General features: G+C 71.2%; 17 protein-coding genes. 14 read left to right on the forward strand and 3 right to left on the reverse strand.

The window, feature by feature from the left end:
• Nucleotides 1-49: 49 nt before the first annotated feature.
• The 7 genes from OC372_RS14785 to OC372_RS14815 are packed head-to-tail and all read left to right on the forward strand — an operon-like array spanning nucleotide 50 to nucleotide 7,458.
• Nucleotides 50-1,684, forward strand: a complete 1,635-nt coding sequence (locus OC372_RS14785) for a TIGR04028 family ABC transporter substrate-binding protein (protein ID WP_262002668.1) — start codon at nucleotides 50-52, stop codon at nucleotides 1,682-1,684.
• Nucleotides 1,685-1,700: 16 nt separating this feature from the next.
• Nucleotides 1,701-2,669, forward strand: a complete 969-nt coding sequence (locus tag OC372_RS14790) for an ABC transporter permease (RefSeq protein WP_215071006.1) — start codon at nucleotides 1,701-1,703, stop codon at nucleotides 2,667-2,669.
• Nucleotides 2,666-3,562: an ABC transporter permease gene (locus OC372_RS14795; RefSeq protein WP_167634536.1), complete on the forward strand. Its 897-nt coding sequence runs from the start codon at nucleotides 2,666-2,668 to the stop codon at nucleotides 3,560-3,562. Before OC372_RS14790 ends, OC372_RS14795 begins: the two co-directional genes overlap by 4 nt.
• Nucleotides 3,559-5,190, forward strand: a complete 1,632-nt coding sequence (locus OC372_RS14800) for a dipeptide ABC transporter ATP-binding protein (RefSeq protein ID WP_262002521.1) — start codon at nucleotides 3,559-3,561, stop codon at nucleotides 5,188-5,190. Before OC372_RS14795 ends, OC372_RS14800 begins: the two co-directional genes overlap by 4 nt.
• On the forward strand, nucleotides 5,187-6,239 hold the full coding sequence (locus OC372_RS14805) for a putative FMN-dependent luciferase-like monooxygenase (RefSeq protein WP_262002522.1): 1,053 nt from the start codon (nucleotides 5,187-5,189) through the stop codon (nucleotides 6,237-6,239). The genes OC372_RS14800 and OC372_RS14805 overlap by 4 nt, the downstream gene beginning before the upstream one ends.
• Nucleotides 6,236-6,853, forward strand: a complete 618-nt coding sequence (locus OC372_RS14810; protein ID WP_262002523.1) for a CMD domain protein — start codon at nucleotides 6,236-6,238, stop codon at nucleotides 6,851-6,853. The genes OC372_RS14805 and OC372_RS14810 overlap by 4 nt, the downstream gene beginning before the upstream one ends.
• Nucleotides 6,850-7,458 carry an alkylhydroperoxidase domain protein gene (locus tag OC372_RS14815; RefSeq protein ID WP_262002524.1) on the forward strand — a complete coding sequence of 203 codons (609 nt, stop codon included), beginning with the start codon at nucleotides 6,850-6,852 and terminating at the stop codon, nucleotides 7,456-7,458. Before OC372_RS14810 ends, OC372_RS14815 begins: the two co-directional genes overlap by 4 nt.
• A 22-nt stretch (nucleotides 7,459-7,480) precedes the next feature.
• On the opposite strand, the gene OC372_RS14820 is transcribed toward OC372_RS14815, so the two are convergent.
• Together OC372_RS14820 and hrpA are read right to left on the reverse strand one after the other, a co-directional pair.
• Nucleotides 7,481-8,425 carry a zinc-binding alcohol dehydrogenase family protein gene (locus OC372_RS14820; protein WP_262002525.1) on the reverse strand — a complete coding sequence of 315 codons (945 nt, stop codon included), beginning with the start codon at nucleotides 8,423-8,425 and terminating at the stop codon, nucleotides 7,481-7,483.
• Nucleotides 8,426-8,464: 39 nt separating this feature from the next.
• A complete protein-coding gene (gene hrpA, locus OC372_RS14825) occupies nucleotides 8,465-12,397 on the reverse strand; it encodes an ATP-dependent RNA helicase HrpA (RefSeq protein WP_262002526.1) in 3,933 nt (1,310 codons plus the stop codon).
• A gap of 43 nt (nucleotides 12,398-12,440) precedes the next feature.
• On the opposite strand from hrpA, the gene OC372_RS14830 reads away from it, so the two are divergent.
• The 7 genes from OC372_RS14830 (at nucleotide 12,441) to OC372_RS14860 (ending at nucleotide 20,115) form a co-directional block, all read left to right on the forward strand.
• Entirely contained in the window at nucleotides 12,441-13,670 is a 1,230-nt protein-coding gene (locus tag OC372_RS14830) for a DUF1624 domain-containing protein (RefSeq protein ID WP_262002527.1), read from the forward strand.
• A complete protein-coding gene (locus OC372_RS14835; RefSeq protein ID WP_262002528.1) occupies nucleotides 13,667-14,503 on the forward strand; it encodes an aldo/keto reductase in 837 nt (278 codons plus the stop codon). Before OC372_RS14830 ends, OC372_RS14835 begins: the two co-directional genes overlap by 4 nt.
• An 89-nt stretch (nucleotides 14,504-14,592) precedes the next feature.
• Nucleotides 14,593-15,162 carry an FMN reductase gene (gene msuE / locus OC372_RS14840; RefSeq protein ID WP_029262645.1) on the forward strand — a complete coding sequence of 190 codons (570 nt, stop codon included), beginning with the start codon at nucleotides 14,593-14,595 and terminating at the stop codon, nucleotides 15,160-15,162.
• A 33-nt stretch (nucleotides 15,163-15,195) separates the two neighbouring features.
• On the forward strand, nucleotides 15,196-16,998 hold the full coding sequence (locus tag OC372_RS14845; protein ID WP_262002529.1) for a thioredoxin domain-containing protein: 1,803 nt from the start codon (nucleotides 15,196-15,198) through the stop codon (nucleotides 16,996-16,998).
• A gap of 163 nt (nucleotides 16,999-17,161) precedes the next feature.
• A complete protein-coding gene (gene hisC / locus OC372_RS14850) occupies nucleotides 17,162-18,229 on the forward strand; it encodes a histidinol-phosphate transaminase (RefSeq protein ID WP_262002530.1) in 1,068 nt (355 codons plus the stop codon).
• Nucleotides 18,226-19,629: an amino acid permease gene (locus OC372_RS14855; protein WP_262002531.1), complete on the forward strand. Its 1,404-nt coding sequence runs from the start codon at nucleotides 18,226-18,228 to the stop codon at nucleotides 19,627-19,629. The genes hisC and OC372_RS14855 overlap by 4 nt, the downstream gene beginning before the upstream one ends.
• Nucleotides 19,630-19,632: 3 nt before the next feature.
• A complete protein-coding gene (locus tag OC372_RS14860; protein WP_029262641.1) occupies nucleotides 19,633-20,115 on the forward strand; it encodes an Lrp/AsnC family transcriptional regulator in 483 nt (160 codons plus the stop codon).
• A gap of 12 nt (nucleotides 20,116-20,127) precedes the next feature.
• Here OC372_RS14860 and OC372_RS14865 read toward each other — a convergent pair whose 3' ends face one another.
• Nucleotides 20,128-21,681 (reverse strand): dolichyl-phosphate-mannose--protein mannosyltransferase, encoded by a 1,554-nt coding sequence (locus OC372_RS14865; protein ID WP_262002532.1) that lies wholly within the window; start codon nucleotides 21,679-21,681, stop codon nucleotides 20,128-20,130.
• Between the last annotated feature and the right edge of the window lie 12 nt (nucleotides 21,682-21,693).

Here is a 21,693-nt window from a genome sequence, read left to right on the forward strand (position 1 = left end):
TTCCTACCGTGAACACATCCCGACACCCGAAGCCCAGGAGACCCTCCGCATGAACCGCCGTCTCATCCGTGCCGCCGCCATCGCGGTCCCGCTCGTCCTCGCGGGCAGCCTCGCCGCCTGCGCCTCCTCGCCTGCTCCTGCCAACGCCCCCGCCGAGGGCGGCGACCCCGTCACCGGCGGCACGCTCACCTACCTCGAGCACCAGGCGTACACGAACCTGTACCCGCCGCAGGCCGGCTTCTACCCGAACGGCGGCATCGTCAACAACATCGCCGCTCGCCTGACCTGGCAGAACCCGGAGACGCTCGAGATCGAGCCGTGGATCGCCTCGGACTGGACCGTGAACGCGGATGCCACCGAGTACACGTTCGACCTGAACCCCGACGTCACGTTCTCGGACGGCACCGTGCTCGATGCCGCGGCCGTCGCGAAGAACTTCGACACGTACGGGCTGGGCGATGCGGACCGCGGCCTCACGGTCTCGGAGGCGATCAACAACTACGCCAGCAGCGAGGTCGTCGACGAGGACACCGTGACGTTCCGCTTCAGTGCGCCGTCGCCCGGGTTCCTGCAGGCCACCTCGACCATCAACTCGGGCCTGCTGTCGCCTGCGACGCTCGACGGCACGATCGAGGACTTCGGCGCGGGCAACGCGGCCGAGATCATCGGGTCGGGCCCCTTCACCGTCACCGACGAGAAGCTGGGCACCGAATACACGCTCACCGCCCGTGACGACTACGAGTGGGGCCCCGACAGCGTCGACAACGCCGGCCGCCCCTACCTCGACGCCGTCCACGTGCTGATCACCCCCGAGGACTCGGTGCGCATCGGCTCGCTGCTCGCGGGTCAGGCAGACTACGTCCGCTACGTGCAGGCGTTCGACGAGGACCGCGTCGAAGGCGCCGGCTTCACGCTCTACGCCCCGCAGACCCGCGGCGTGAACAACTCGATCGCTCTGCGCCCCGAGAACCCGCTGCTGGGCGACATCCGCGTGCGCCAGGCACTCGTCGCCGCCGTGGACGCGAAGGAGGTCGTCGACACGCTCTTCACCGAGAACTACCCGGTGGCGACGTCGGTGCTCTCCTCGCAGGCCGTCGGCTACAAGGACGAGTCCGCGCACTACGCCTACGACCCCGACAAGGCCGAGGAGCTGCTCGACGAGGCGGGCTGGGAGCCCGGCTCCGACGGCATCCGCGAGAAGGACGGCGAGCGCCTGTCGATCACCGTCTACGAGGCCAAGCCGCAGCCGCTGTCGAAGCAGACCCTCGAACTCGTCGCGCAGCAGCTGGCCAAGGTGGGCGTGGAGCTCTCTGTCAAGCCCGGCGACGCCGGCAGCGCGGCCGAAGACACCCGCGATCCGCTGAAGACCGGCTTCTACCACTCGATGGTCGGACGGGCGGACCTCGACGTCATCAAGAGCCAGTACTTCACGAAGAACCGCGACGTGCTGATCTCGAAGGACGCGAAGCTCGACGAGCTCCTGCTCGCCGTGGCCTCCGAGCCCGACGCCGACAAGCGCATCGCCGCCTCGCAGGCCGTGCAGGACTACATCGCCGAGCAGGCCTATGTCATCCCGCTGTTCGAGGAGCCGCAGGTGTACGGCACCGCCACCTACGTGCAGGGCGTCGCCTTCGAGTCGGTGGGGCGTCCGACGTTCTCCGGCGTCTGGCTCGCCGAGCACTGAGAGCGCCGGTGACACGATGAGCTTCGTCCTCCGACGAGCCGGGCAGGCCGCGATCGTTCTGATCGCGGCCTTCACGGCCACCTTCTTCCTGCTGCAGCTGCTGCCGGGCGACGCGATCCTGATCAAGTTCTCCGACCCCAGCCTCGGGCTGTCGCCGGACCAGCTCGACAGCATCCGCGCCACCTACGGCGCAGACCTGCCGTGGTGGGAGCAGTACGTGCACGCGGGTCTCGGCTTCCTCGCCGGGGACTTCGGGTTCTCGACCCAGTTCGGCACCCCGGTGCTGACGATGCTGGGCGAGGCCCTGCCCGCGACGCTGCTGCTCGCGTCGCTCGGACTCGTCGTGGCGCTGATCCTCGCCATCCTCATCGCCGGGCTCTCCTCCCTCGCACCGTTCGCCTGGCTGCGTGACGGCCTGCGTCAGGTGCCCGGGCTGTTCGTGGCGGTGCCGGTCTTCTGGCTGGGCATCCTGCTCATCCAGGTGTTCTCGTTCGGGCTCGGATGGGTGCCGATCGTCGGCGCCGACCCGGTGGCCGGACTCGTCCTGCCGGTGCTCACCCTCGCCGTGCCGATCTCGGCCCCGCTGGCCCAGGTACTGGTGCGCGCGATCGACCAGGTGCAGGCGCAGCCGTTCGTCACGGTGGTGCGGGCGAAGGGCGCTCCGCCGCTGTGGGTGCTCACCCGTTCGGTGGCCCGGAACGCCGCCGTGCCGACCCTGACGATCGCCGGCGTCCTGTTCGGCGAGCTCGTCGGCGGAGCTGTGGTGACCGAGACCGTGTTCGGACGCACGGGCATCGGCCGGCTCACCGAGCAGGCCGTCGCGAACCAGGACATCCCGGTGCTGCAGGGCGTCGTGCTGCTGTCGGCCCTCGGCTTCGTGATCATCAGCTTCGCGGTCGACCTCGTGACTCCGCTCATCGACCCCCGCCAACGCACCGTCGCCCGCGCCTCGGCGCCCCGCGCACTCCAGGAGGCGACCGCATGACCGCTCCCGTGATCATCGATCCCGTGGTCGGGCCCGACCCGGCCGCGCCGGCACATCCGGCCGCGACCGAGACCGAGAAGGCCCCTCGCCGCCGATTGCGCGGCCGCGCCTGGGGTCTGTACCTGGCCTACGCGGTCGTCGCTCTCGCCGTGCTGTGGGCCGTCATCCCCGGGGTTTTCGCCCCCGGCGACCCGCTCACGGGCGTCCCGGCCGACAAGCTGCTCGCGCCGAGTGCCGCGCACTGGTTCGGCACCGACACCCTCGGCCGCGATCTGTTCGGCCGGGTCGTGCACGGTGCGGTGCACTCGCTCTCGGGAGCGCTCATCGCCGTCACGGTCGGCCTCGCCCTCGGCACGCTGATCGGGGCGATCGCCGGTGCCGTCGGGGGTGTGGTCGACGACGTACTGATGCGTGTGGTCGATGTGCTGCTCGCGATCCCGGGACTGCTCCTCGCCCTCACCGTCATCATCCTGCTCGGCTTCGGCACGGTGAACGCCGCGATCGCGGTCGGTCTCGGCAGCGTCGCGGCCTTCGCCCGGCTCATGCGCGCCGAGGTCGCCCGCGTGCGCCGCACCGAGTACGTCGAAGCGGCCTTCGGCAGCGGCGGCACGTTCTTCACCGTCCTGCGCCGGCACGTGCTGCCCAACTCGCTGACGCCGATCGTCGCGCTCGCCGCACTGCAGTTCGGCACGGCGATCCTCGCGATCTCGACACTCGGGTTCCTCGGCTACGGTGCGCCGCCGCCCACGCCGGAGTGGGGCCTGCTGATCGCCGACGGCCGCAACTACGTGGGCACCGCCTGGTGGCTCACCGCCCTGCCCGGTCTCGTCGTGGTCGTCGTCGTCCTCAGCGCCAACCGGATCAGCCACCGCATCGGAAGGAGCGCGAAGTGAGCGCCGTCATCTCCGCCACCGATCTGCGGATCTCCTACGGCGACAAGGACCGGCGCCGCGAGGTCGTGCACGGCGTCTCGTTCGAGATCGCCGAGGGCGAGACCCTGGCGCTCGTGGGGGAGTCGGGTTCGGGCAAGTCCACCACCGCGCACGCCCTGCTCGGGCTGCTGCCGGAGGGCGGCCGCGTCGACGGCGGGCGGGTGCTGCTCGGCGACCTCGACATCTCGGGGTGGTCCGACCGTGCGCTGCGCGGCATCCGCGGTCCCGAGATCGGTCTCGTGCCGCAGGACCCGACCACCTCGCTCGACCCCGTGCGCACGATCGGCGCGCAGGTCGAGGAGATCCTCCGTCTGCACGGGCACCGGGACCGCCGGTCGCGGCGGGCGCGGGCCATCGAGCTGCTCGACCGGGTCGGCATCGACGACCCCGACCTGCGGGCGCGCCAGTATCCGCACGAGCTCTCGGGCGGCATGCGCCAGCGCGTGCTCATCGCCACCGCGATCGCCCTGCGGCCGCGGCTGCTGATCGCCGACGAGCCCACCAGCGCCCTCGACGCCACGGTGCAGCGCAAGGTGCTCGACCTGCTCGACGAGCTGCAGCGCGAGGAAGGCACCAGCATCCTGCTCGTGACCCACGACCTCGGTGTCGCGGCCGACCGGGCCGAGCGGCTCGTCGTGCTCAAAGACGGTCGCATCGTCGAGCAGGGCTCCAGCGAGGCGGTGCTCGCCGCACCGGCCGACCCGTACACGAAGCAGCTGCTCGCCGACGCTCCGGCGTTCGCGACAGGTTTCCGTCGGCCGGATGCCCCGCCGTTCCTGCGTGATGCCGCGGCGGTCGCCGCCGAGAACCCCTGGGCGATCGTGGCCGACGGGCTCGTGAAGGAGTTCCGCGTCGCGGGGCGCGAGCGCTTCCGGGCCGTCGACGACGTGTCGTTCCGGGTGCGCAAGGGCACCACACATGCGCTTGTGGGGGAGTCGGGCTCCGGCAAGACCACGACGGCGCGACTCGTCACCCGCTTCCATCAGCCGGATGCCGGGACGATCGAGGTCGACGGCGACGACGTGACCCACGCGAAGCGCGAGCAACTGCGGGTGCTCCGCCGACGCATCCAGCTCGTCTACCAGAACCCGTTCGCCTCGCTCGACCCGCGCCAGCAGATCGCGGAGATCGTCGCCGAGCCGCTGGTGAACTTCGGCGTCGGCAGTCGCACCGAGCGCCGCGAGCGCGCTCTCGCCCTCCTCGACCGGGTGTCACTCCCCGCCGAGGCGGCACGGCGCACCCCGCGTGAGCTGTCGGGCGGACAGCGGCAGCGCGTCGCGATCGCCCGCGCGCTGGCGATCGACCCCGACATCGTGGTGCTCGACGAGGCGGTGTCGGCGCTGGATGTCACGGTGCAGGCCCGCATCCTCGAGCTGCTCACCTCGCTGCAGGCCGAGCTCGGGCTCACCTACCTGTTCATCTCGCACGACCTCGCGGTGGTGCGGCGGATCAGCCACACGGTCTCGGTGATGCGCCGCGGCCGGATCGTCGAGGAGGGGCAGACGGAAGACCTCTTCCGCGACCCGCAGCACGACTACACCCGGGAGCTGCTGGCCGCAGTACCGGGACGAACGGAGACCGTCGTATGACCACCCCCACCGTCGCCTTCTTCACCCGACTGCTCGACGACGCCGCCCCCGCCGAGCGGTATGCGTTCGCGACCGCGCAGATCCAACAGGCCGAGCGGCACGGCATCGGTCGGGCCTGGGTCGCGCAGCACCACTTCCATGCGGCCGAGGGCGGGCTGCCGTCGCCCCTGGTGTTCCTCGCGAACGTCGCCGCCGTGACTTCCACCATCCGTCTCGGTACCGGCGTGATCACGCTGCCGCTCGAGGACCCGGTGCGGGTGGCGGAGGATGCCGTGGTCGCCGATCTGCTCTCCGGGGGGCGCGTGGATCTGGGACTCGGCAGCGGCGGCACGCCCTCGTCGTTCGCGCCGTTCGGCGAGGACGTGCGCGACAAGGGGCCGACCTACGACCGGAAGCTGCGGACACTGCTCGACGGTCTCTCCGGCCGCGATGTCGGTGCCGGCAACACCCTCTATCCGGATGCCGGCGCCCTCGCCGACCGCGTCTGGCAGGCCACCTTCTCGGTGCCGGGCGGGCATCGGGCCGGCATCCACGGGCACGGGCTGCTGCTGTCTCGCACGCAACCGCGCAGTGCCGATCGGCTGCACGCGCCGCTGTCTGCCCTGCAGGATCCGATCATCGACGCGTACCTCGAAGCGCTGCCGGAGGGGGTGGCGCCGCGGATCACCGCCTCGCGCACCGTGTTCGTCGCCGACGACCGCGCCGAGGCGCTGCGCTTCGCCGAGGTCGGGCTGCGCCGGGCGGCTGAGGGCTTCCGCCGTCAGGGCCAGACGATCCCCGGAGACAGCATCGACGAGCTGATCGCCGCGCTCGACACACACCTGGGTACGCCGGAGCAGGTGGCGGAATCGCTCGCCGCCGACACCACCCTCGCCCGCGCGACCGAGGTGGCGTTCCAGGTGCACTCGGTCGACGCCCCGCACGAGCACGTGCTGCGCTCGATCGCGCTCTTCGCCGACGAGGTCGCCCCGGCCCTCGGCTACGCCCTCACCCCGACACCGCACGGAACCACTACCGAACAGAACCTCACCCTCAAGGAGAATGCATGACCGACGACATCGTGGACCGGATCGCGGAGGTGACGCCGGAGCTGGATGCGCTGCGCCGTCGCCGTCCGGTGACCAGGGAGCAGCTGCAGGCGAGCTTCGACGCCCTCTTCCAGCCGGTGAGCACGGAGCACGTCTCGCAGGCCGAACGCGAACTCGTGGCCGCCTTCGCCACCGGTCTCGCCGGGGCCGAAGACCCGACCGCGGTGTTCTATGCCGGTCGTGCGCAGGAGGCCGACGCCCAGCGGGCCGCCGTCGTGCTCGCGGAGGCCGCCCGGGCGGCGACCACCGGACCCTTCGGCGCCTACACCGAGCTCGGCTTGCAGGCCGAGAACACCGACGGGGCGCGCTATGTCCCGTCCGAGACCGTCATCGCCGCGGTGGATGAGCGCCTCGCCGCCGCCCTCGCGCACACGCACCTGCTGGTGTTCCGCCCCCGCGAGGCTTCGGGCGCCGACCTCGGTCGCCTGCTCGACGCGGGCTGGTCGGCGGACGGCATCGTGACGCTGTCGCAGCTGGTGTCGTTCCTCGCCTTCCAGCAGCGCGTCGTCACCGGGCTCCGTGTGCTCGCCGCTGCGGGCTTGACCGCCGAAAACTCCGAGGAGGAGGCCGCATGACCGCCGAACAGAGCGTGCTCCGGCACGACGACGCCCCGCACCCGCACGCGTTCACCCGCGGCGAGGTCGGGTGGGTCCCGCACCTCGAGCCCCTCGCCGAGGACGAGCTGACCGAGCGTCACTACGACGGCCTCGTCGACGCGGCTCGGGCGAAGAACGACTACTTCCGCCTGCTGGCCCGCGACCCCGAGGTGCTGAAGGCCCGCACCCTGGTCGACAAGGACATCTTCTACAACGCCGCGGAGGGTCTGCCGCGAGCCGACCGAGAGCTCGCCGCGACCGCGGCCTCCCGCCGCAACGGCTGCGTGTTCTGCGCCTCGGTGCACTCGCGCTTCGCCGCGCACCACAGCAAGCGCACGGACGACGTCGACCTGCTGCTCGATGAGGGCGTGGATGCGGACCTCGGCGAGCGCTGGAACGCCGTCGTCGCGGCATCCGTCGCCCTCACCGACACCCCGAACGCGTTCGGCGCGGACGAGATCGTGCGGCTGCGTGCCGCCGGGCTCGACGACCTGGAGATCTCGGACCTCATCCACGGCGCCGCGTTCTTCAACTGGGCGAACCGGCTGATGCTGTCGATCGGACGGCCGGTCGCTCCGGCCTGATCGCTCTGACGGCCCCTCGCCGTCAGGGCACCAGGATGATCTTGCCCGAGGCGGCACCGGATTCCATGAGCTCATGGGCCTGTGCCGCCTCGGCCAGCGGCAGCTGGGGGCCGAGCTCGATCACGAAGTCGCCCGCGTCGAGGAGGGCGATCGTCTCGGCGAGCGCCTCGGCGCGCCAGGCGAGCTCCTCCGCGGTCAGGGGTACGGGGGAGCCGCCGGAGAAGGCGCGGATGCCGAAGGACGCGGCATCCGGTCCGCGCACGATCGTCGCGATCCGGTCGCGGTCGGCGACCAGCGCGAGGGAGGTCTCGATCGCCTCGTCGGTGCCGGCGCAGTCCAGCGCCACGGTGACGGCTGAGGGGGCGGCGTCGCGCACGCGGTCGAGCAGGCCCTCGCCGTACGCCACGGGGATCGCGCCGAGTTCGCGCAGCTGGTCGTGGCGGGCGGGGCTCGCCGTCGCGATCACGGTCGCGCCCCAGGCCATCGCGAACTGCACGGCGGCCTGTCCGACCGAGCCGGAGCCGCCGTGCACGAGCAGCACGTCGCCCTCGGTGACCCCGAGCGAACGCAGCGACTGGTACGCGGTGCCCGCGGGGATCCCGATCGCCGCCCCTTCGGCGGTCGTGACGGAGTCGGGGAGCTTCGCGAGCTTCTCGGTGGAGATCGCGATCGCCGAGGCGTAGGTGCCGTGCGCGTCACGGATCGCCACCCGGTCGCCGACCGCGAAGTCGTCGACACCCTCGCCCAGCAGCTCGACCACGCCCGCCCCGTCGAACCCGACCGGGCGCGGTTCGGTGATCGGGGGAGACGGCCGCTTGGCGCTCCGCAGCTTGGCATCGATGGGATTCGCCCCCGCCGCCTCGATGCGCACCACGACCTCGCCGCGAGCCGCGACAGGATCGGGGATCTCCATCAGGTGCAGGACATCGGGGGAGCCGAACTCGGTGTAGACGATCGCGCGTGCCATGGATTCAGGCTACCCGCGCCACACGCCCGTCGTCGCGGATCAGCGCCCGGACAGCGCCTTCATGATGCGCTGCGGCGACACCGGCTGCGCGGTGCCGAGGCGCTGCGCGAACACGCTGACGCGGTACTCCTCGAGCAGCCAGCGCACCTCGACGAGCGCGGGGGGAGCGTCGGACGGAAGCGGGATGGTGCCTCCGGCATCCTCGAACGCCTTCGCCATCCGCTCGTACTCGGTCATGCGCGCACGATCCTTGCCCGGTTCGCTGCCGAGCGTCTTCAGTCGGTCGAGCATGCCTTCGAGGTAGCGCGGGAAGTGTGCGAGACGGTCGACTCCGGCCGCGGAGACGAAGCCCGGATGCAGCAGGCCGCTCAGCTGTGTGCGGATGTCGTTCAGCGGGCCGAGCAGGGCGAGCGAGTTCTGCGACTTGATGCCGCGTTCGACATCGCGGGACTTCGTCAGGATGCGGGCCACCAGTGAGACGCACGCGAAGAGCTGATCGACCAGCACGCCCGAGACGGCGTCGCGCACCCGGACGAAGTCGGCTTCGCTGCGCACGATACCGCCCGGTGCCGTCTGCTCGATGACCTGCCGGGCCACGGCCGCGCGGCAGTCCTCGATGAGGGCGGCGGCGGACTGGTACGGCGAGGCGGCGAGGGCGAGCTTCTCCTGGCTCGTCAGGTGCTCCTGCACGTACGACGAGGGGGAGGGGACGCCCAGCAGCACCAGCCGCAGCACGCCGTCGCGGGTGGCGGCGGCCGCGGCATCCGGGGTCGATTCGACGCGCACCGACACGGTCTTGCCCTGGTCGACGATCGCCGGGTAGCCGCGCACGACGCCGCCGGCGACACGGGTGTCGAGCACCTCGGGCAGGTCGCCGAAGGTCCACGCCGTGAGACCGGTCTGTTCGATCGGTGCGGCAGCGACGCGCTCGGCACCACCGCGCTCAGCGCCGTTGCGGGCACCCTTGGCGCCGGACTTCGGCGGCGCAGCGATCGATCGCGCCACGCTGCTGCGCGCCCGGTCGGAGAGTTGCGCCTGCAGCGCCCGCAGATCACGTCCGGAGCCGACGAGCCGGCCGCGCTCGTCGACCGCACGGAAGTTCATGCGCAGGTGTGGCGGCACGCGCTCGTCGTCGAAGTCGGCGGCGGACACGAGCTGGTTGGCGAGCGGCTGGATGAGCCGGGCCAGTGCCTCCTTGAGCGTGCGCGGCGGCAGGCCGCCGTGCGACTCCGGCCCCTGCTCGGCCAGCTCGGCGCCGAACTTCTCGGCCCAGTCGGCGGCGGGCACGACATGACGGCGGATGGCCTTGGGCAGCGCGCGCAGCAGCCCGGTGACGAGCTCGGCACGCAGGCCCGGAACCTGCCAGTCGAAGCCGCGGTCCTCGAGCTGCGCGAGCAGCGGCAGCGGCACGACCACGCTCACACCGTCGTCGTCGGCACCCGGCTCGAACCGGTACGCGAGGCCCAGCACCTGGTCGCCCTGCGTCCAGCGCGTCGGGAACTCGCGCTGGTCGGCACGCTCCTCGTCGTCGATCAGGTCGCTCTCGCGCATCACGAGCAGCTTCGGCGTCGTGGCCATCGCCTCGCGCCACCAGCTCTCGAAGGAGCGCACGTCGAAAACGTCGGTGGGGATGCGCTCGTCGTAGAACCGGAACACGGCCTCGTCGCCGGCGAGGATGTCGCGGCGGCGCTCGCGCTCCTCCAGCTTCTCGAGGCGCTTGCGCAGCTCGGCGTTGCTGCGCCAGAACGCGCTCACCCGTTTGTCGATCCGTGTCGGGTCCCACTCGCCCTCGACGAGTGCATGGCGCACGAAGAGCTCGCGCGAGGCGGCCCGGTCGATGCGGGCGAACTGCACCCGGCGACGCGGGATGATCTCGAGGCCGAACAGCGTGACCTTCTCGAACGCGACGGCGGCGCCGGCATCCTTCGACCAGTGCGGCTCGGTCACCTGGCGCTTGGCGAGGTCTCCGGCGAGCGGTTCGGCCCACGCGGGGTCGATCGCGGCGACCGTGCGGGCGAACGTGCGGGAGGTCTCCACGATCTCGGCCGCGATCACCGCGCGCGGACTCTTCTTACGCAGTCCCGAGCCGGGGAAGATCGAGAAGCGGATGCCGCGGGCTCCCCGGTACTCCGCGATGCGACGGCCCTTCGGCTCCTTCGCGGGGGAGTGCGCCTTGCCCGCCGGGGCCGTGCGCTCGTCGAGGAGGCCGATCTGCGACAGGAGTCCCGACAGCAGGGCGCGGTGGATGGCGTCCGGGTCGCTCGTGCCGGTGTCGTCGCCGGTGCGGTCGGGCGTCTTCACGAGCGTGCGCAGCTGGCGGTGCACGTCGAACCACTCCCGCACTCGCACGTAGTTGAGGTGCTCCGAGCGGCACAGGCGACGGAACGCACTCGAGCCGAGTTCGCGCTGCTGCTCGCGCAGGTGGTTCCAGAGGTTCAGCAGGGTCAGGAAATCGCTGGTCGGGTCGACGAAGCGGGCGTGCAGGCGGTCGGCCTCCTCGCGGCGCTCCTCCGGGCGCTCGCGCACGTCCTGGATCGTCATGCCCGACACGATCGCGAGCACGTCACGGGTCACGGTGCCGACCGAGCCCCCGCGCCCCGCCTCGATCAGCATCCGCGCGAACCGCGGGTCGATCGGCATCCGCGAGATGTCGCGTCCGATGCGGGTGAGGTGCGGGGCGCCGTCGCGACGGGACGGTTCGACCGCGCCGAGCTCGGTGAGCAGGTCGAACGCGGCCTTCACGCCCCGCGAGTCGGGCGGAGTGAGGAAGGGGAATGCGGTGATGTCGCCGAACCCGAGCGACAGCATCTGCAGGATCACGGAGGCGAGCGAGGTGCGCAGGATCTCGGGCTCGGTGTACTCCGGGCGCCGGTCGTAGTCCTCTTCCGAGTAGAGGCGGATCGCGATGCCGTCGCTGGTGCGGCCCGCGCGGCCGGATCGCTGGTTCGCCGAGGCCTGCGAGACGGCCTCGATCGGCAGCCGCTGCACCTTGGACCGGTTGCTGTAGCGCGAGATGCGCGCGGTGCCGGTGTCGATGACGTACTTGATGCCGGGCACCGTGAGGCTCGTCTCGGCGACGTTGGTGGCGAGGATGACGCGGCGGCGGACGCCTGCCACCCTGCTGCGCTCGAACACGCGGTGCTGGTCGGCGGCGGACAGTCGGCCGAACAAGGGGAGCACCTCGGTGGGGGCGCGGTCGTTCGCGTAGGCGCCGCGCACGGCGTCGGCCGCATCCCGGATCTCGGCCTCGCCGGGGAGGAACACGAGCACATCGCCCGGCGCCTCGCGGTCGAGCTCGCGCAGGGCGGCGACGATGGCCGAGACCTCGTCCTCCGGCTCGGCCGGTGCGTCCTCGTCGTCCCCGTCTTCGACCTGCCCGCGGTAGCGGATCTCGACCGGATACGTGCGGCCCGAGACCTCGATGATCGGCGCCGGTGTGCCATCCGCCGCGGCGAAGTGCTTCGCGAAGCTCTCCGGGTCGATCGTCGCCGAGGTGATGATCACCTTGAGGTCGGGGCGCTCCGGGAGGATGCGGGCCAGGTAGCCGAGCAGGAAGTCGACGTTGAGGGAGCGTTCGTGCGCCTCATCGATGATGATCGTGTCGTAGCGGGTGAGCAGTCGATCGCGATGGATCTCGTTGAGCAGGATGCCGTCGGTCATCAGCGCGATGCGCGTGGCGTCCGACACCTTGTCGGTGAAGCGCACCTTGTAGCCGACGAGCGTGCCGAGCTCGACCTGGAGCTCTTCCGCGACCCGTTCCGCGATCGTCCGCGCGGCGAGCCGACGCGGCTGGGTGTGTGCGATGCGCTCCCGTCCGAGCTCGAGCGCGATCTTCGGCAGCTGGGTGGTCTTGCCCGACCCGGTGGCGCCCGCGACGATCACGACCTGGTGGTCGCGGATGGCGTCGCCGATCTCGCCTCGGGCAGCGCTGACGGGCAGCTCCGGAGGGTAGGAGATCACGGGGGAGGACATAGCCCTCCATCGTATGACGGGATTCGCCCCCTACGATCATCTGGTGATCACCGCTGCCGCCCCCGCCCGCTGGTTCCGCGAGTTCGGGCGCCCGCCGCGCATCCTCGGACTGGATGTCGCTCGCGGGCTGGCGATCCTCGGCATGGCGGGCGCGCACATCGGCGAGACCGAGGCGTTCGAGTGGATGGACCCGGCGACGTGGACCGACCTCGTGCACGGGCGCTCGTCGATCCTGTTCGCGCTCCTCGCCGGAGTGTCCATCGCGCTGATGACCGGACGCAGCGTGCTGCCGGAACGCGAGCGCCTGCCGAGCATCCGCCTGAACCTCGTCGGGCGCGGGGCCGTGATCTTCCTGATCGGACTGGCGCTGGAGATGCTGAACACTCCGATCGCCGTGATCCTCACGCTCTACGGCATTCTCTATGTCGCGGTGATCCCGTTCCTCCGGTGGCGGCCGTGGCAGCTGCTGCTCGCCGCCGCCGCGCTCGCCCTGCTCGGCCCGGCCCTGCTGGCGTTCCTCGGCGCCGTGATGCTGCATCCCTTCGGCACCGGGATCGGCTTCGTGCTCTACGGCACCTACCCGATCACGGTGTGGCTGGCTCTCGTGCTCGGCGGCATGGCGCTGGGGCGGATGCACGTCGAGCGAGTCCGCACCGCCGTGATCGCGCTCGCGGTCGGCATCGTGCTCGCGGTGGTCGGCTACGGCCTCGGCGGCATCGGTCAGGCTGCGGGCCTCAGCACACCGGCGGAATACAGCAGCTCCTCGTTCGTCGACGGCTCCTCGTTCAGCGAGAGCTCCTTCGACGTCTCGATGCCGAGCGGGTGGGAGGGGTATCCGCAGGCGCTGGAATCGTCCGATCCGCTGGGCTCCGTACTCGCGGCGGTGTTCGCCGTCGAGCCGCACAGCGGCGGTACGGCCGAGGTGCTCGGCTCCGGCGGCTTCGCGCTGACCGTCATCGCGCTGTGTCTGCTGCTCAGCCGACCGCTGCGCTGGGCGCTGTTGCCGCTGGGCGCGCTGGGCTCCATGCCGCTGACGGCATACAGTGCGCACGTGCTGTCGATCTTCCTGTTCGGTGGGCCCGGCGGATTCTTCTCCAGCAACGAGTTCTGGGCCGCGACCGCCATCGGGCTGCTGGTGGTGACGACGCTCTGGTCGATGTTCTTCGGTCGAGGACCGCTGGAACGACTCGTCGGCCGTGGGGCGGCCGCGATGGCACTTGTTTCCCCATCCACGGCCTCGACGTCGGATGCCGGTCATAGGCTGGAGGGATGAGCATTCCTGTACTCGAACTGAACGACGGCAACTCCATCCCGCAGCTCGGCTACGGCGTCTTCAAGGTGCCGCCGGCAGAGACCGAGCGCGCGGTGAGCGAGGCGCTCGAGATCGGCTACCGCCACATCGACACCGCCGCCATCTACGGCAACGAAGAGGGCGTCGGCGCCGCGATCGCCGCGTCCGGCATCGCCCGCGACGAGCTGTTCATCACGACCAAGCTCTGGAACGACCGTCACCACGGCGACGAGCCGCGTGCGGCCATCGGCGAGAGCCTCGACAAGCTCGGCCTCGAGAAGGTCGACCTGTACCTGGTGCACTGGCCGGCCCCCGCGATCGGCGACTACCTGCACGCGTTCACCAAGCTCATCGAGCTGCGCGAGGCCGGACTCACCCGCAGCATCGGCGTCTCGAACTTCCTGGTGCCGCACCTCGAGCGCGTGGTGAAAGAGACCGGCGTGGTGCCGGCGGTGAACCAGATCGAACTGCACCCGGCCTACCAGCAGCGCGACGTGGTCGCCTGGGCCGGCGAGCACGGCATCAAGATCGAGGCCTGGGGTCCGCTCGGGCAGGGCAAGTACGACCTGTTCGGCACCCCGGCGGTGGCGGATGCCGCGGCCGCGCACGGGGTCACCCCCGCGCAGGCCGTGCTGCGCTGGCACCTGCAGAAGGGGATCATCGTGTTCCCGAAGTCGGTGCGCGCCGAGCGCCTGCGCGAGAACCTCGACGTCTTCGGCTTCGAGCTGACGGATGCCGAGATCGCGGCGATCGACGCCCTCGACCCGCTCGACGGCTCGGGCCGCGTCGGCTCGCACCCGGACGAGGTCAACTGACCCCGGTCATCGGATCGGGCCCCCGGGCCTACATGACGCCCCGTGTCGCTCCGCGCGACACGGGGCGTCGTCGTGAGTAACTTCGAGGCATGACAGCTCCGTTCCGCGTCGTGGCCGTGTCGGGATCCCTGCACGAGCCGAGCAAGACGACCGCCCTCGTCCGCGCGATCACGGCCGCCGTCGCCGAGCGTGCCGAGGTCGAGTCGCAGCTCATCGAGCTCACGCAGATCGGCCCGGGCCTCGCGGGCGCGCTCCAGCGCGACCAGCTGCCGCCGGAGGTCGAGGCGCAGCTGCAGGCCATCGAGTCGGCCGACCTGCTGATCGTGGGCAGCCCCGTCTACCGTGCCTCGTTCACCGGTCTCTTCAAGCACCTCTTCGACTTCGTCGGCCAGTACGACCTGGTGGGAAAGCCCGTGCTGCTCGCGGCGACCGGCGGCGGCGAGAAGCACGCGCTGATCATCGAGCACCAGCTGCGGCCGCTGTTCGCGTTCTTCCAGGCGCTCACCCTCCCGGTCGGCGTCTACGCGAGCAACACCGACTTCGACGGCTACGAGATCGCCTCGGATGTGCTGCAGGCGCGCATCTCTCTCGCCGCCGAGCGTGCCCTGCCGCTCGTGGGTTACGCGGCCTCGCGTCCCGTCGAGCTTCTCGTCGGCTGACCGACGGCGCTCTGCGCGGCGTAGCGTGAGGGTATGACGAACCGGCTCGCCGACACGCTCAGCCCGTATCTCCGTCAGCATCAGGACAACCCCGTCGACTGGTACCCGTGGGGCGAAGAGGCGTTCGCGGAGGCCGAGCGCCGCGACGTGCCGCTGCTGATCTCGATCGGCTACTCGACCTGCCACTGGTGCCACGTGATGGCGCGGGAGTCGTTCGCCGATCCGGATACCGCCGCCCTCATCAACGACGGCTTCGTCGCGGTGAAGGTCGATCGCGAGGAGCATCCGCAGGTCGACGGAGCCTATATGGCCGCAGCCTCTGCCTTCACGCAGAACCTCGGCTGGCCGCTCACGGTCTTCACCACGCCCCGGGGGCGCACGTTCTACGCCGGCACCTACTGGCCGCCGGAAGCCCGTGGCCAGATGCCCGGCTTCCGCGACGTGCTCGCCGCGGTGCGCGAGGCATGGACCGTGCGGCGCGAGCAGGCCGAGGAGTCGGCGGATGCCGTGACCGACGCCCTCGCCCGCGCGGCGGAGTCCACCCCCTCGGACCTGCCCGACGTGGTGGCGATCGCGACGGCGGCGGAGACGATCGCGCAACGGGAGGACCGCGTGTACGGAGGTTTCGGCGGGGCCCCGAAGTTCCCCGTCGCCACGACGCTGCGGTTCCTGCAGCATCCGCTGGTGCGGGAGGGCGCTCCGCAGGCCGCGGCGTCGGCGGCACGGGCGCTCGCCGCGATGGCCGGGTCCGACCTCCGCGACGCCGACGGCGGCTTCTTCCGATACGCCACCCAGCGCGACTGGACGGTGCCGCACTACGAGCGGATGCTCACCGACAACGCGCAGCTGCTCGACATCGCGCTCGACGCGGGGGACGAGTCGACGGTGCGCGGAATCGCCGCCTTCCTGATCGACGTGCTCCGTCGCGACGGCGGAGGATTCGGTGCCGCGCAGGATTCCGAGTCGACGATCGACGGCACCCGCAGCGAGGGCGGCTATTACCTTCGCCCGATCGCCGACCGCGCGGACCTGGAGCCACCGGCCGTCGACGGCAAGGTGATCACCGGGTGGAACGGCCTGGCGATCGGCGCGCTGTCCCGGGCGGGTGCGGCATTCGGCGAGCGGACCTGGATCGATGCGGCCGCTGCCGCCGCCGACCACGTGCTGCGGGTCAACCGGAACGCCGCCGGCCCGCTCGTCCGCACATCGCTCGACGGCCGCGCATCCGCCGCAGTGGCGACCCCCGCCGATCTCGGACTCCTCGCCGACGGCCTGTTCGCCCTCGCCCTCGCGACGGGGGAGGCGGAGTGGGCTGTCACGGCACGCGGCGTCCTCGACGACACTCTCGCCGGCACCGGCGGCGACGATCCGCTGCTCTCGGCGCAGGGCATCGCGACCTCGCCCGACCAGACCGATGGCGACCTGCCCTCGGATGCCGCCGCGGTCGCGGGAGCCGCGCTCACCGCCTGGTGGCTCGGAGCGGGGGACCGGTACCGCGAGGCCGCCGCCGCGACCGTGAGCGCCCTCGCGTCGCGTTCGCTGGAGCAGCCGTTCGCCCACGGCACCCTGCTGCGGGTGGCCGCGGGCCTCGCCCTCCCGCCCCGCCAGCTGGTGGTGCTCACCGCCGACCGCGACGGTGCGCTCGCGGCAGCCGCCCGGGGTGCGGACGCCGAGGTCATCGCCGTCGTCAGCCCCGCGCAGTCGCAGGCGTTCACCCATGCGGGGTTCGAGCTGTTCGAGGGCAAGGACGCCGCCGCAGAACGCGCCTACGACTGCCGCGCGTTCGTGTGCCGCCTGCCCGTGAGCGACCCGGCCGAGGTCTCGATCTCCCGCTGAGGTCAGCCATGGTTGCGGGTGCACAATCTGCACAGCAATCCGCGCGCAGGCACCGTCCGGTTGCGCGGGTTGCGCAGCATCCGGTGCACCGTTTGCCCAGTGCCCGGCATCCGTTCTACTGTTGCGCGACCCCACCCGCGATCACAGCAAGGATGCTCTGACGATGCCTCTCCCCACCCGCGCCGGACTCGACGCCGTTCCCGCGTACCGTCAGGGGCGCTCCGCCCCGGCCGGTGCGTCGAAGCTCTCCTCGAACGAGTCGCCGCATCCGCCGCTTCCTTCGGTCGCCCAGGCCGTGCGCGATCGGGTCGACGGCATCAATCGCTATCCCGACATGAGCGCGGCCGCTCTCCGCGAGCGCCTCGCCGCCCGCTACGACGTCGACCCCGCCGAGGTCACCGTCGGTGCGGGTTCGGTCGAGATCGCCTCCCAGCTCATCCACGCGGTGGCCGGCGACGGGGATGAGGTGATCTTCGCCTGGCGGTCGTTCGAGGCGTATCCCTCGCTGGTCCGCATCGCCGGGGCCACACCGGTGGCCGTGCCCCTCGATGCCGAGCACGCGCACGACCTCGACGCGATGCTCGCGGCGATCACCCCGCACACCCGCCTGATCTTCGTGTGCAACCCGAACAACCCGACCGGGACCGTGGTCGGCGCCGACGAGCTGGAGCGCTTCGTCGCCGCCGTGCCGCACGATGTGCTCGTGGTGATCGACGAGGCGTACGTGCACTTCGACACGACCGAGAGCCGCGGTGCCGGCATCGAGCTGTTCCGCCGGCATCCGCACGTGGCCGTCCTGCACACGTTCTCCAAGGCCTACGGGCTCGCCGGGCTGCGCATCGGCTACGCGATCGCCCCCGTCGCCGTCGCCGAGAACCAGCGCAAGGTCGCCGTGCCGTTCGGGGTCACCGACCTCGCCCAGACGGCGGCCCTCGCCTCGCTGGATGCCGAAGACGAGCTCGCGGTACGCATCGGTGAGGTGATCGAGCAACGCGACCGCCTGCACGACGTGCTCAGCGCAGCAGGCTGGCCCGCCGTGCCATCGCAGGCGAACTTCGTCTGGGTGCCGTCGGGTGACCGCACGGCGGAGCTCGAGGACCTGCTGCAGGCCGGCGGCGTGGTCGCCCGGGCCTTCGCCGGCGAGGGGATCCGCATCTCTTCCGGCTCCGCGACCGATATCGATCGCGTCGAGCAGGCGCTCACCGCCGCGCGTGTGGAGGTCGGCGCATGACCGGCGACCGCGCGACACAACTTCCCCCCACCACGACGACCACCAAGGGTCTGCATCCGGGGTTGACCCGCCGCCAGATCTCGATGATGGGGCTCGGCGGTGCGATCGGCGCCGGCCTGTTCGTCGGTTCGGGCCAGGCGATCAGCATCGCCGGTCCCGCCGTCCTGGTCTCGTACCTCGTCGCGGGCGGCATCGTCGTGCTCGTGATGGCGATGCTGGCCGAGATGGTGGCGGCGCGACCGAGCTCCGGCGCTTTCAGCTCGTACGCGCAGAAGGCGATGGGCCGCAGCGCCGGCAGCGCGGTCGGATGGCTCTACTGGATCCAGCTGGTCGTCGTGATTGCGGCCGAGGCGACCGGTGCCGGTGCGATCGTGGCGAACTGGACCCCGGGCATCCCCGCCTGGGTGTGGGTGCTGATCTTCGTCGTGGCGCTCACCGCCGTGAACCTGTTCGGGGTGCGGAACTACGGCCGCTTCGAGTTCTGGTTCGCGGCGATCAAGGTCGCGGCGATCATCGCCTTCCTGATCGTGGGCGTGTGCGCGATCATCGGGCTCATCCCCGGCGTGCCGGCGACCGGGATCGCGAACCTCGTCGACAACGGCGGCTTCGCCCCGAACGGCATCGCCGGCATCGCGGGTGCCCTGCTCATCGTGGTGTTCGCGTTCGGAGGCACCGAGGTCGTCGCGATCGCCGCCGCCGAGTCGAACGACCCCGCCCACAACATCCGCCGCATCGTGCGCGAGGTGCTCGTGCGCATCCTCGTCTTCTACGTCGGATCGATCTTCGTGATCGTCGCGGTGCTGCCGTGGAACGATCCCGCGGTCAAGGACGGCCCGTTCTCTGCGGTGCTCGAGACCCTGAACGTGCCCGGCGTCGGTCTCGTGATGGACCTGATCGTGATCATCGCGCTGCTGTCGGCCATGAACGCCAACATCTACGGTGCCTCCCGCATGGCGTACTCGCTGGGGGAGCGCGGACTCGCCCCGCTGGCAGCGACCCGCACCAGCCTCAAGGGCGTGCCGTTCGTCGCCGTGCTGGCCTCGGTCGCCTTCGGCTTCGTGACGGTCGGGCTCAACTGGGCGTTCCCCGATGTGGTCCTGCCCGCGCTCCTGAACGTGGTCGGCTCGACGCTGCTCGTGATCTGGACGGCCACGGCGGTCGCGCAGATCATCCTCCGCACCCGCGCGGATCGCACGGGCGAGGAGATGCCGATGCGGATGTGGGGCTTCCCGTGGCTGTCGTGGCTGTGCCTGGTGCTACTCGCCGCGGTGATCGCGCTCGCGATGGTCGATGAGGCAGCGCGCATCCAGCTCCTGTTGACCCTCGCCCTCACCGGTGTGCTCCTCCTCGTCGCCCGCGCGACCAGGGGATACGCGCGGGCCGGCGTGCCGCGGGAGTAGCCGATGCGCATCGATCGCCTCGACGCCCAGCTCATCCGGCTGCTCACCGAGTCCCCGCAGCTGCCGATCCTGGAGGTCGCGCGGCGGCTCGGGATCGCCCGCGGCACTGCGACGAGCCGTCTCGCGCGCCTGCACGAGGGCGGGGTGATCGAGGCGATCGTGCCGCGCGTCGACCCGGCCGGCTTCGGCTACGGCGTGGTCGCCTTCTGCCTGGTCGAGATCGATCAGAAGGTCGGGCACGACGAGGTGGCGACGGCCCTGGCGGACGCGGTGCCCGAGATCGTCGACATGCACACCGTCACGGGCGCCAGCGACATGCAGCTGCGGCTGGTGGCGCGGGATGCCACGCGGCTGCAGGAGGTGCTCGACCGGGTCGCGCTGGTGCCCGGCGTCGCCCGCACGGCCTCCTCGATCGCGATGCGCACCCACCTCTCGGGGCGGGTGCTCCCGCTGGTGGACCACGTCGCGACGGACGATCCCGCCTAGTGCCTCACACCCTCACACCCAGCCGGGCAGCCAGTTGTGCAACAACCAGAACTCGTACGGCACGCTCATCCCGGTCCACAGCGGCAGGAAGAACGCCGAGACCAGCACCACGAACGTCAGGAAGATGATCACCGTGCGCTCGCCGGACTGCCGCCGGTACAGCGGATCCTCCCGCTGTCCGGCGATGATCCGCAGCGTCATCGCCAGGGCGAGCACGAGGAACGGCATCATCACGACCGTGTAGAACTGGAAGATCGTGCGCTCGGGGAACATCAGCCACGGCAGGTAGGTGACCGCGAGGCCGACGAGCGGAACGGTCAGCTCCGGACCGACCGGCTGCCGGGTGATCCAGCTCCGCACGAGTCGATAGATCAGGTAGACGGCGGCCGCGCCCCCGCCGTACCAGATGAGCGGATTGGGGACGGCGGAGATCACGCCGATGCAGTGATCCGTGCCGCAACCCGAGGGGGAGGGGTCGACCCAGACCGCGGTCGGACGCAGCAGCAGCGGCCACTCCCACGCGGGGCTCGCATAGGGGTGCCCGCGGCTCAGGCCCACGTGGAATCCGAGCATGGACTCGTGGTACTTCCACAGTGCGAGCAGGGGGTTGGTGTCGCTCTTGCGGTCATAGCCGCCGGCGGTCACGAGCCAGCCGGTCCAGCTGATGAGGTACACCGCGAGGGCGGGGAAGACGAGCAGTACGAATGAGACGGGCCCCTGGCGGAATGCGGCGGCGGTCGGCCACAGCACCACGCCGGCGCGGCGCCGGGCCAGCGCATCGGTGATCACGACGTACAGCCCGAAGCCGGCGAGGACATAGAGTCCCGACCACTTCACGGCGCACGCCGCGCCCAGGGCGAGCCCCGCGGCGACCAGCCACGGACGGCGCCACAGCACGGGCCCCCAGAACGGATCCGGCGCGTCGGGGTCGCGCCTCTCGAGCACGGGGATCGTCCCCTGCCGGTCGATCAGCACGAACAGCACGCCCAGCAGGATGAAGAACGTCAGGATGCCGTCGAGCAGGGCGATCCGGCTCATCACGATGCTGAGCCCGTCGATCGCGAGCAGGGTTCCGGCCACGGTCGCGACGACCACCGAGCCGCTGAGGCGCCGGGCGATCAGGTACACCAGCAAGACGGACGCCGTGCCGAAGAGCGCGGTGGCCAGCCGCCAGCCGCCGCTGTTCTCCGGGCCGCCGATCGCCATGCCCAGCGCGATCAGCCACTTGCCCAGCGGCGGATGCACGATGAACGCGCCCTGGTCGGAGAGTGGAAGATCCTCGCCGGTCGGGAACGCCTGGTTCGCGCCGTCGCCCCAGGTGCCTTCGTAGCCCAGGGTCCACAGCGACCAGGCGTCCTTGACGTAGTAGGTCTCGTCGAATGCCAGCTCGTGCGGATGGGCGACGCCGATCAGCCGGAGGACCGCGGCCAGCGCGGTGATGACCAGTGGGGCGAGCCACCGGATGGCGCGGCCCCAGTCGGGATCGAGGAGCACGCGGTCGCGAAGTCGCCCGTATCGCGTCAGCCGTGCCTCGGGGGCAGGGAGCAGGGGCACGGGCGCGGTCACCGGTCCAGCCTA

The sequence above is a fragment of the Microbacterium sp. Mcb102 genome, assembly GCF_024519805.1.
GTDB lineage: Bacteria > Actinomycetota > Actinomycetes > Actinomycetales > Microbacteriaceae > Microbacterium.

Bases quoted from the DNA above. Each gene is read 5' to 3' on its own strand.
- OC372_RS14810 (WP_262002523.1), top strand. From the start codon at position 6,236: ATGACCGACGACATCGTGGACCGGATCGCGGAGGTGACGCCGGAGCTG.
- hisC (WP_262002530.1), top strand. From the start codon at position 17,162: ATGCCTCTCCCCACCCGCGCCGGACTCGACGCCGTTCCCGCGTACCGT.
- msuE (WP_029262645.1), top strand. From the start codon at position 14,593: ATGACAGCTCCGTTCCGCGTCGTGGCCGTGTCGGGATCCCTGCACGAG.
- OC372_RS14790 (WP_215071006.1), top strand. From the start codon at position 1,701: ATGAGCTTCGTCCTCCGACGAGCCGGGCAGGCCGCGATCGTTCTGATC.
- OC372_RS14815 (WP_262002524.1), top strand. From the start codon at position 6,850: ATGACCGCCGAACAGAGCGTGCTCCGGCACGACGACGCCCCGCACCCG.
- OC372_RS14845 (WP_262002529.1), top strand. From the start codon at position 15,196: ATGACGAACCGGCTCGCCGACACGCTCAGCCCGTATCTCCGTCAGCAT.
- OC372_RS14855 (WP_262002531.1), top strand. From the start codon at position 18,226: ATGACCGGCGACCGCGCGACACAACTTCCCCCCACCACGACGACCACC.
- OC372_RS14860 (WP_029262641.1), top strand. From the start codon at position 19,633: ATGCGCATCGATCGCCTCGACGCCCAGCTCATCCGGCTGCTCACCGAG.
- OC372_RS14785 (WP_262002668.1), top strand. From the start codon at position 50: ATGAACCGCCGTCTCATCCGTGCCGCCGCCATCGCGGTCCCGCTCGTC.
- OC372_RS14805 (WP_262002522.1), top strand. From the start codon at position 5,187: ATGACCACCCCCACCGTCGCCTTCTTCACCCGACTGCTCGACGACGCC.
- OC372_RS14835 (WP_262002528.1), top strand. From the start codon at position 13,667: ATGAGCATTCCTGTACTCGAACTGAACGACGGCAACTCCATCCCGCAG.
- hrpA (WP_262002526.1), bottom strand. From the start codon at position 12,397: ATGTCCTCCCCCGTGATCTCCTACCCTCCGGAGCTGCCCGTCAGCGCT.
- OC372_RS14795 (WP_167634536.1), top strand. From the start codon at position 2,666: ATGACCGCTCCCGTGATCATCGATCCCGTGGTCGGGCCCGACCCGGCC.
- OC372_RS14820 (WP_262002525.1), bottom strand. From the start codon at position 8,425: ATGGCACGCGCGATCGTCTACACCGAGTTCGGCTCCCCCGATGTCCTG.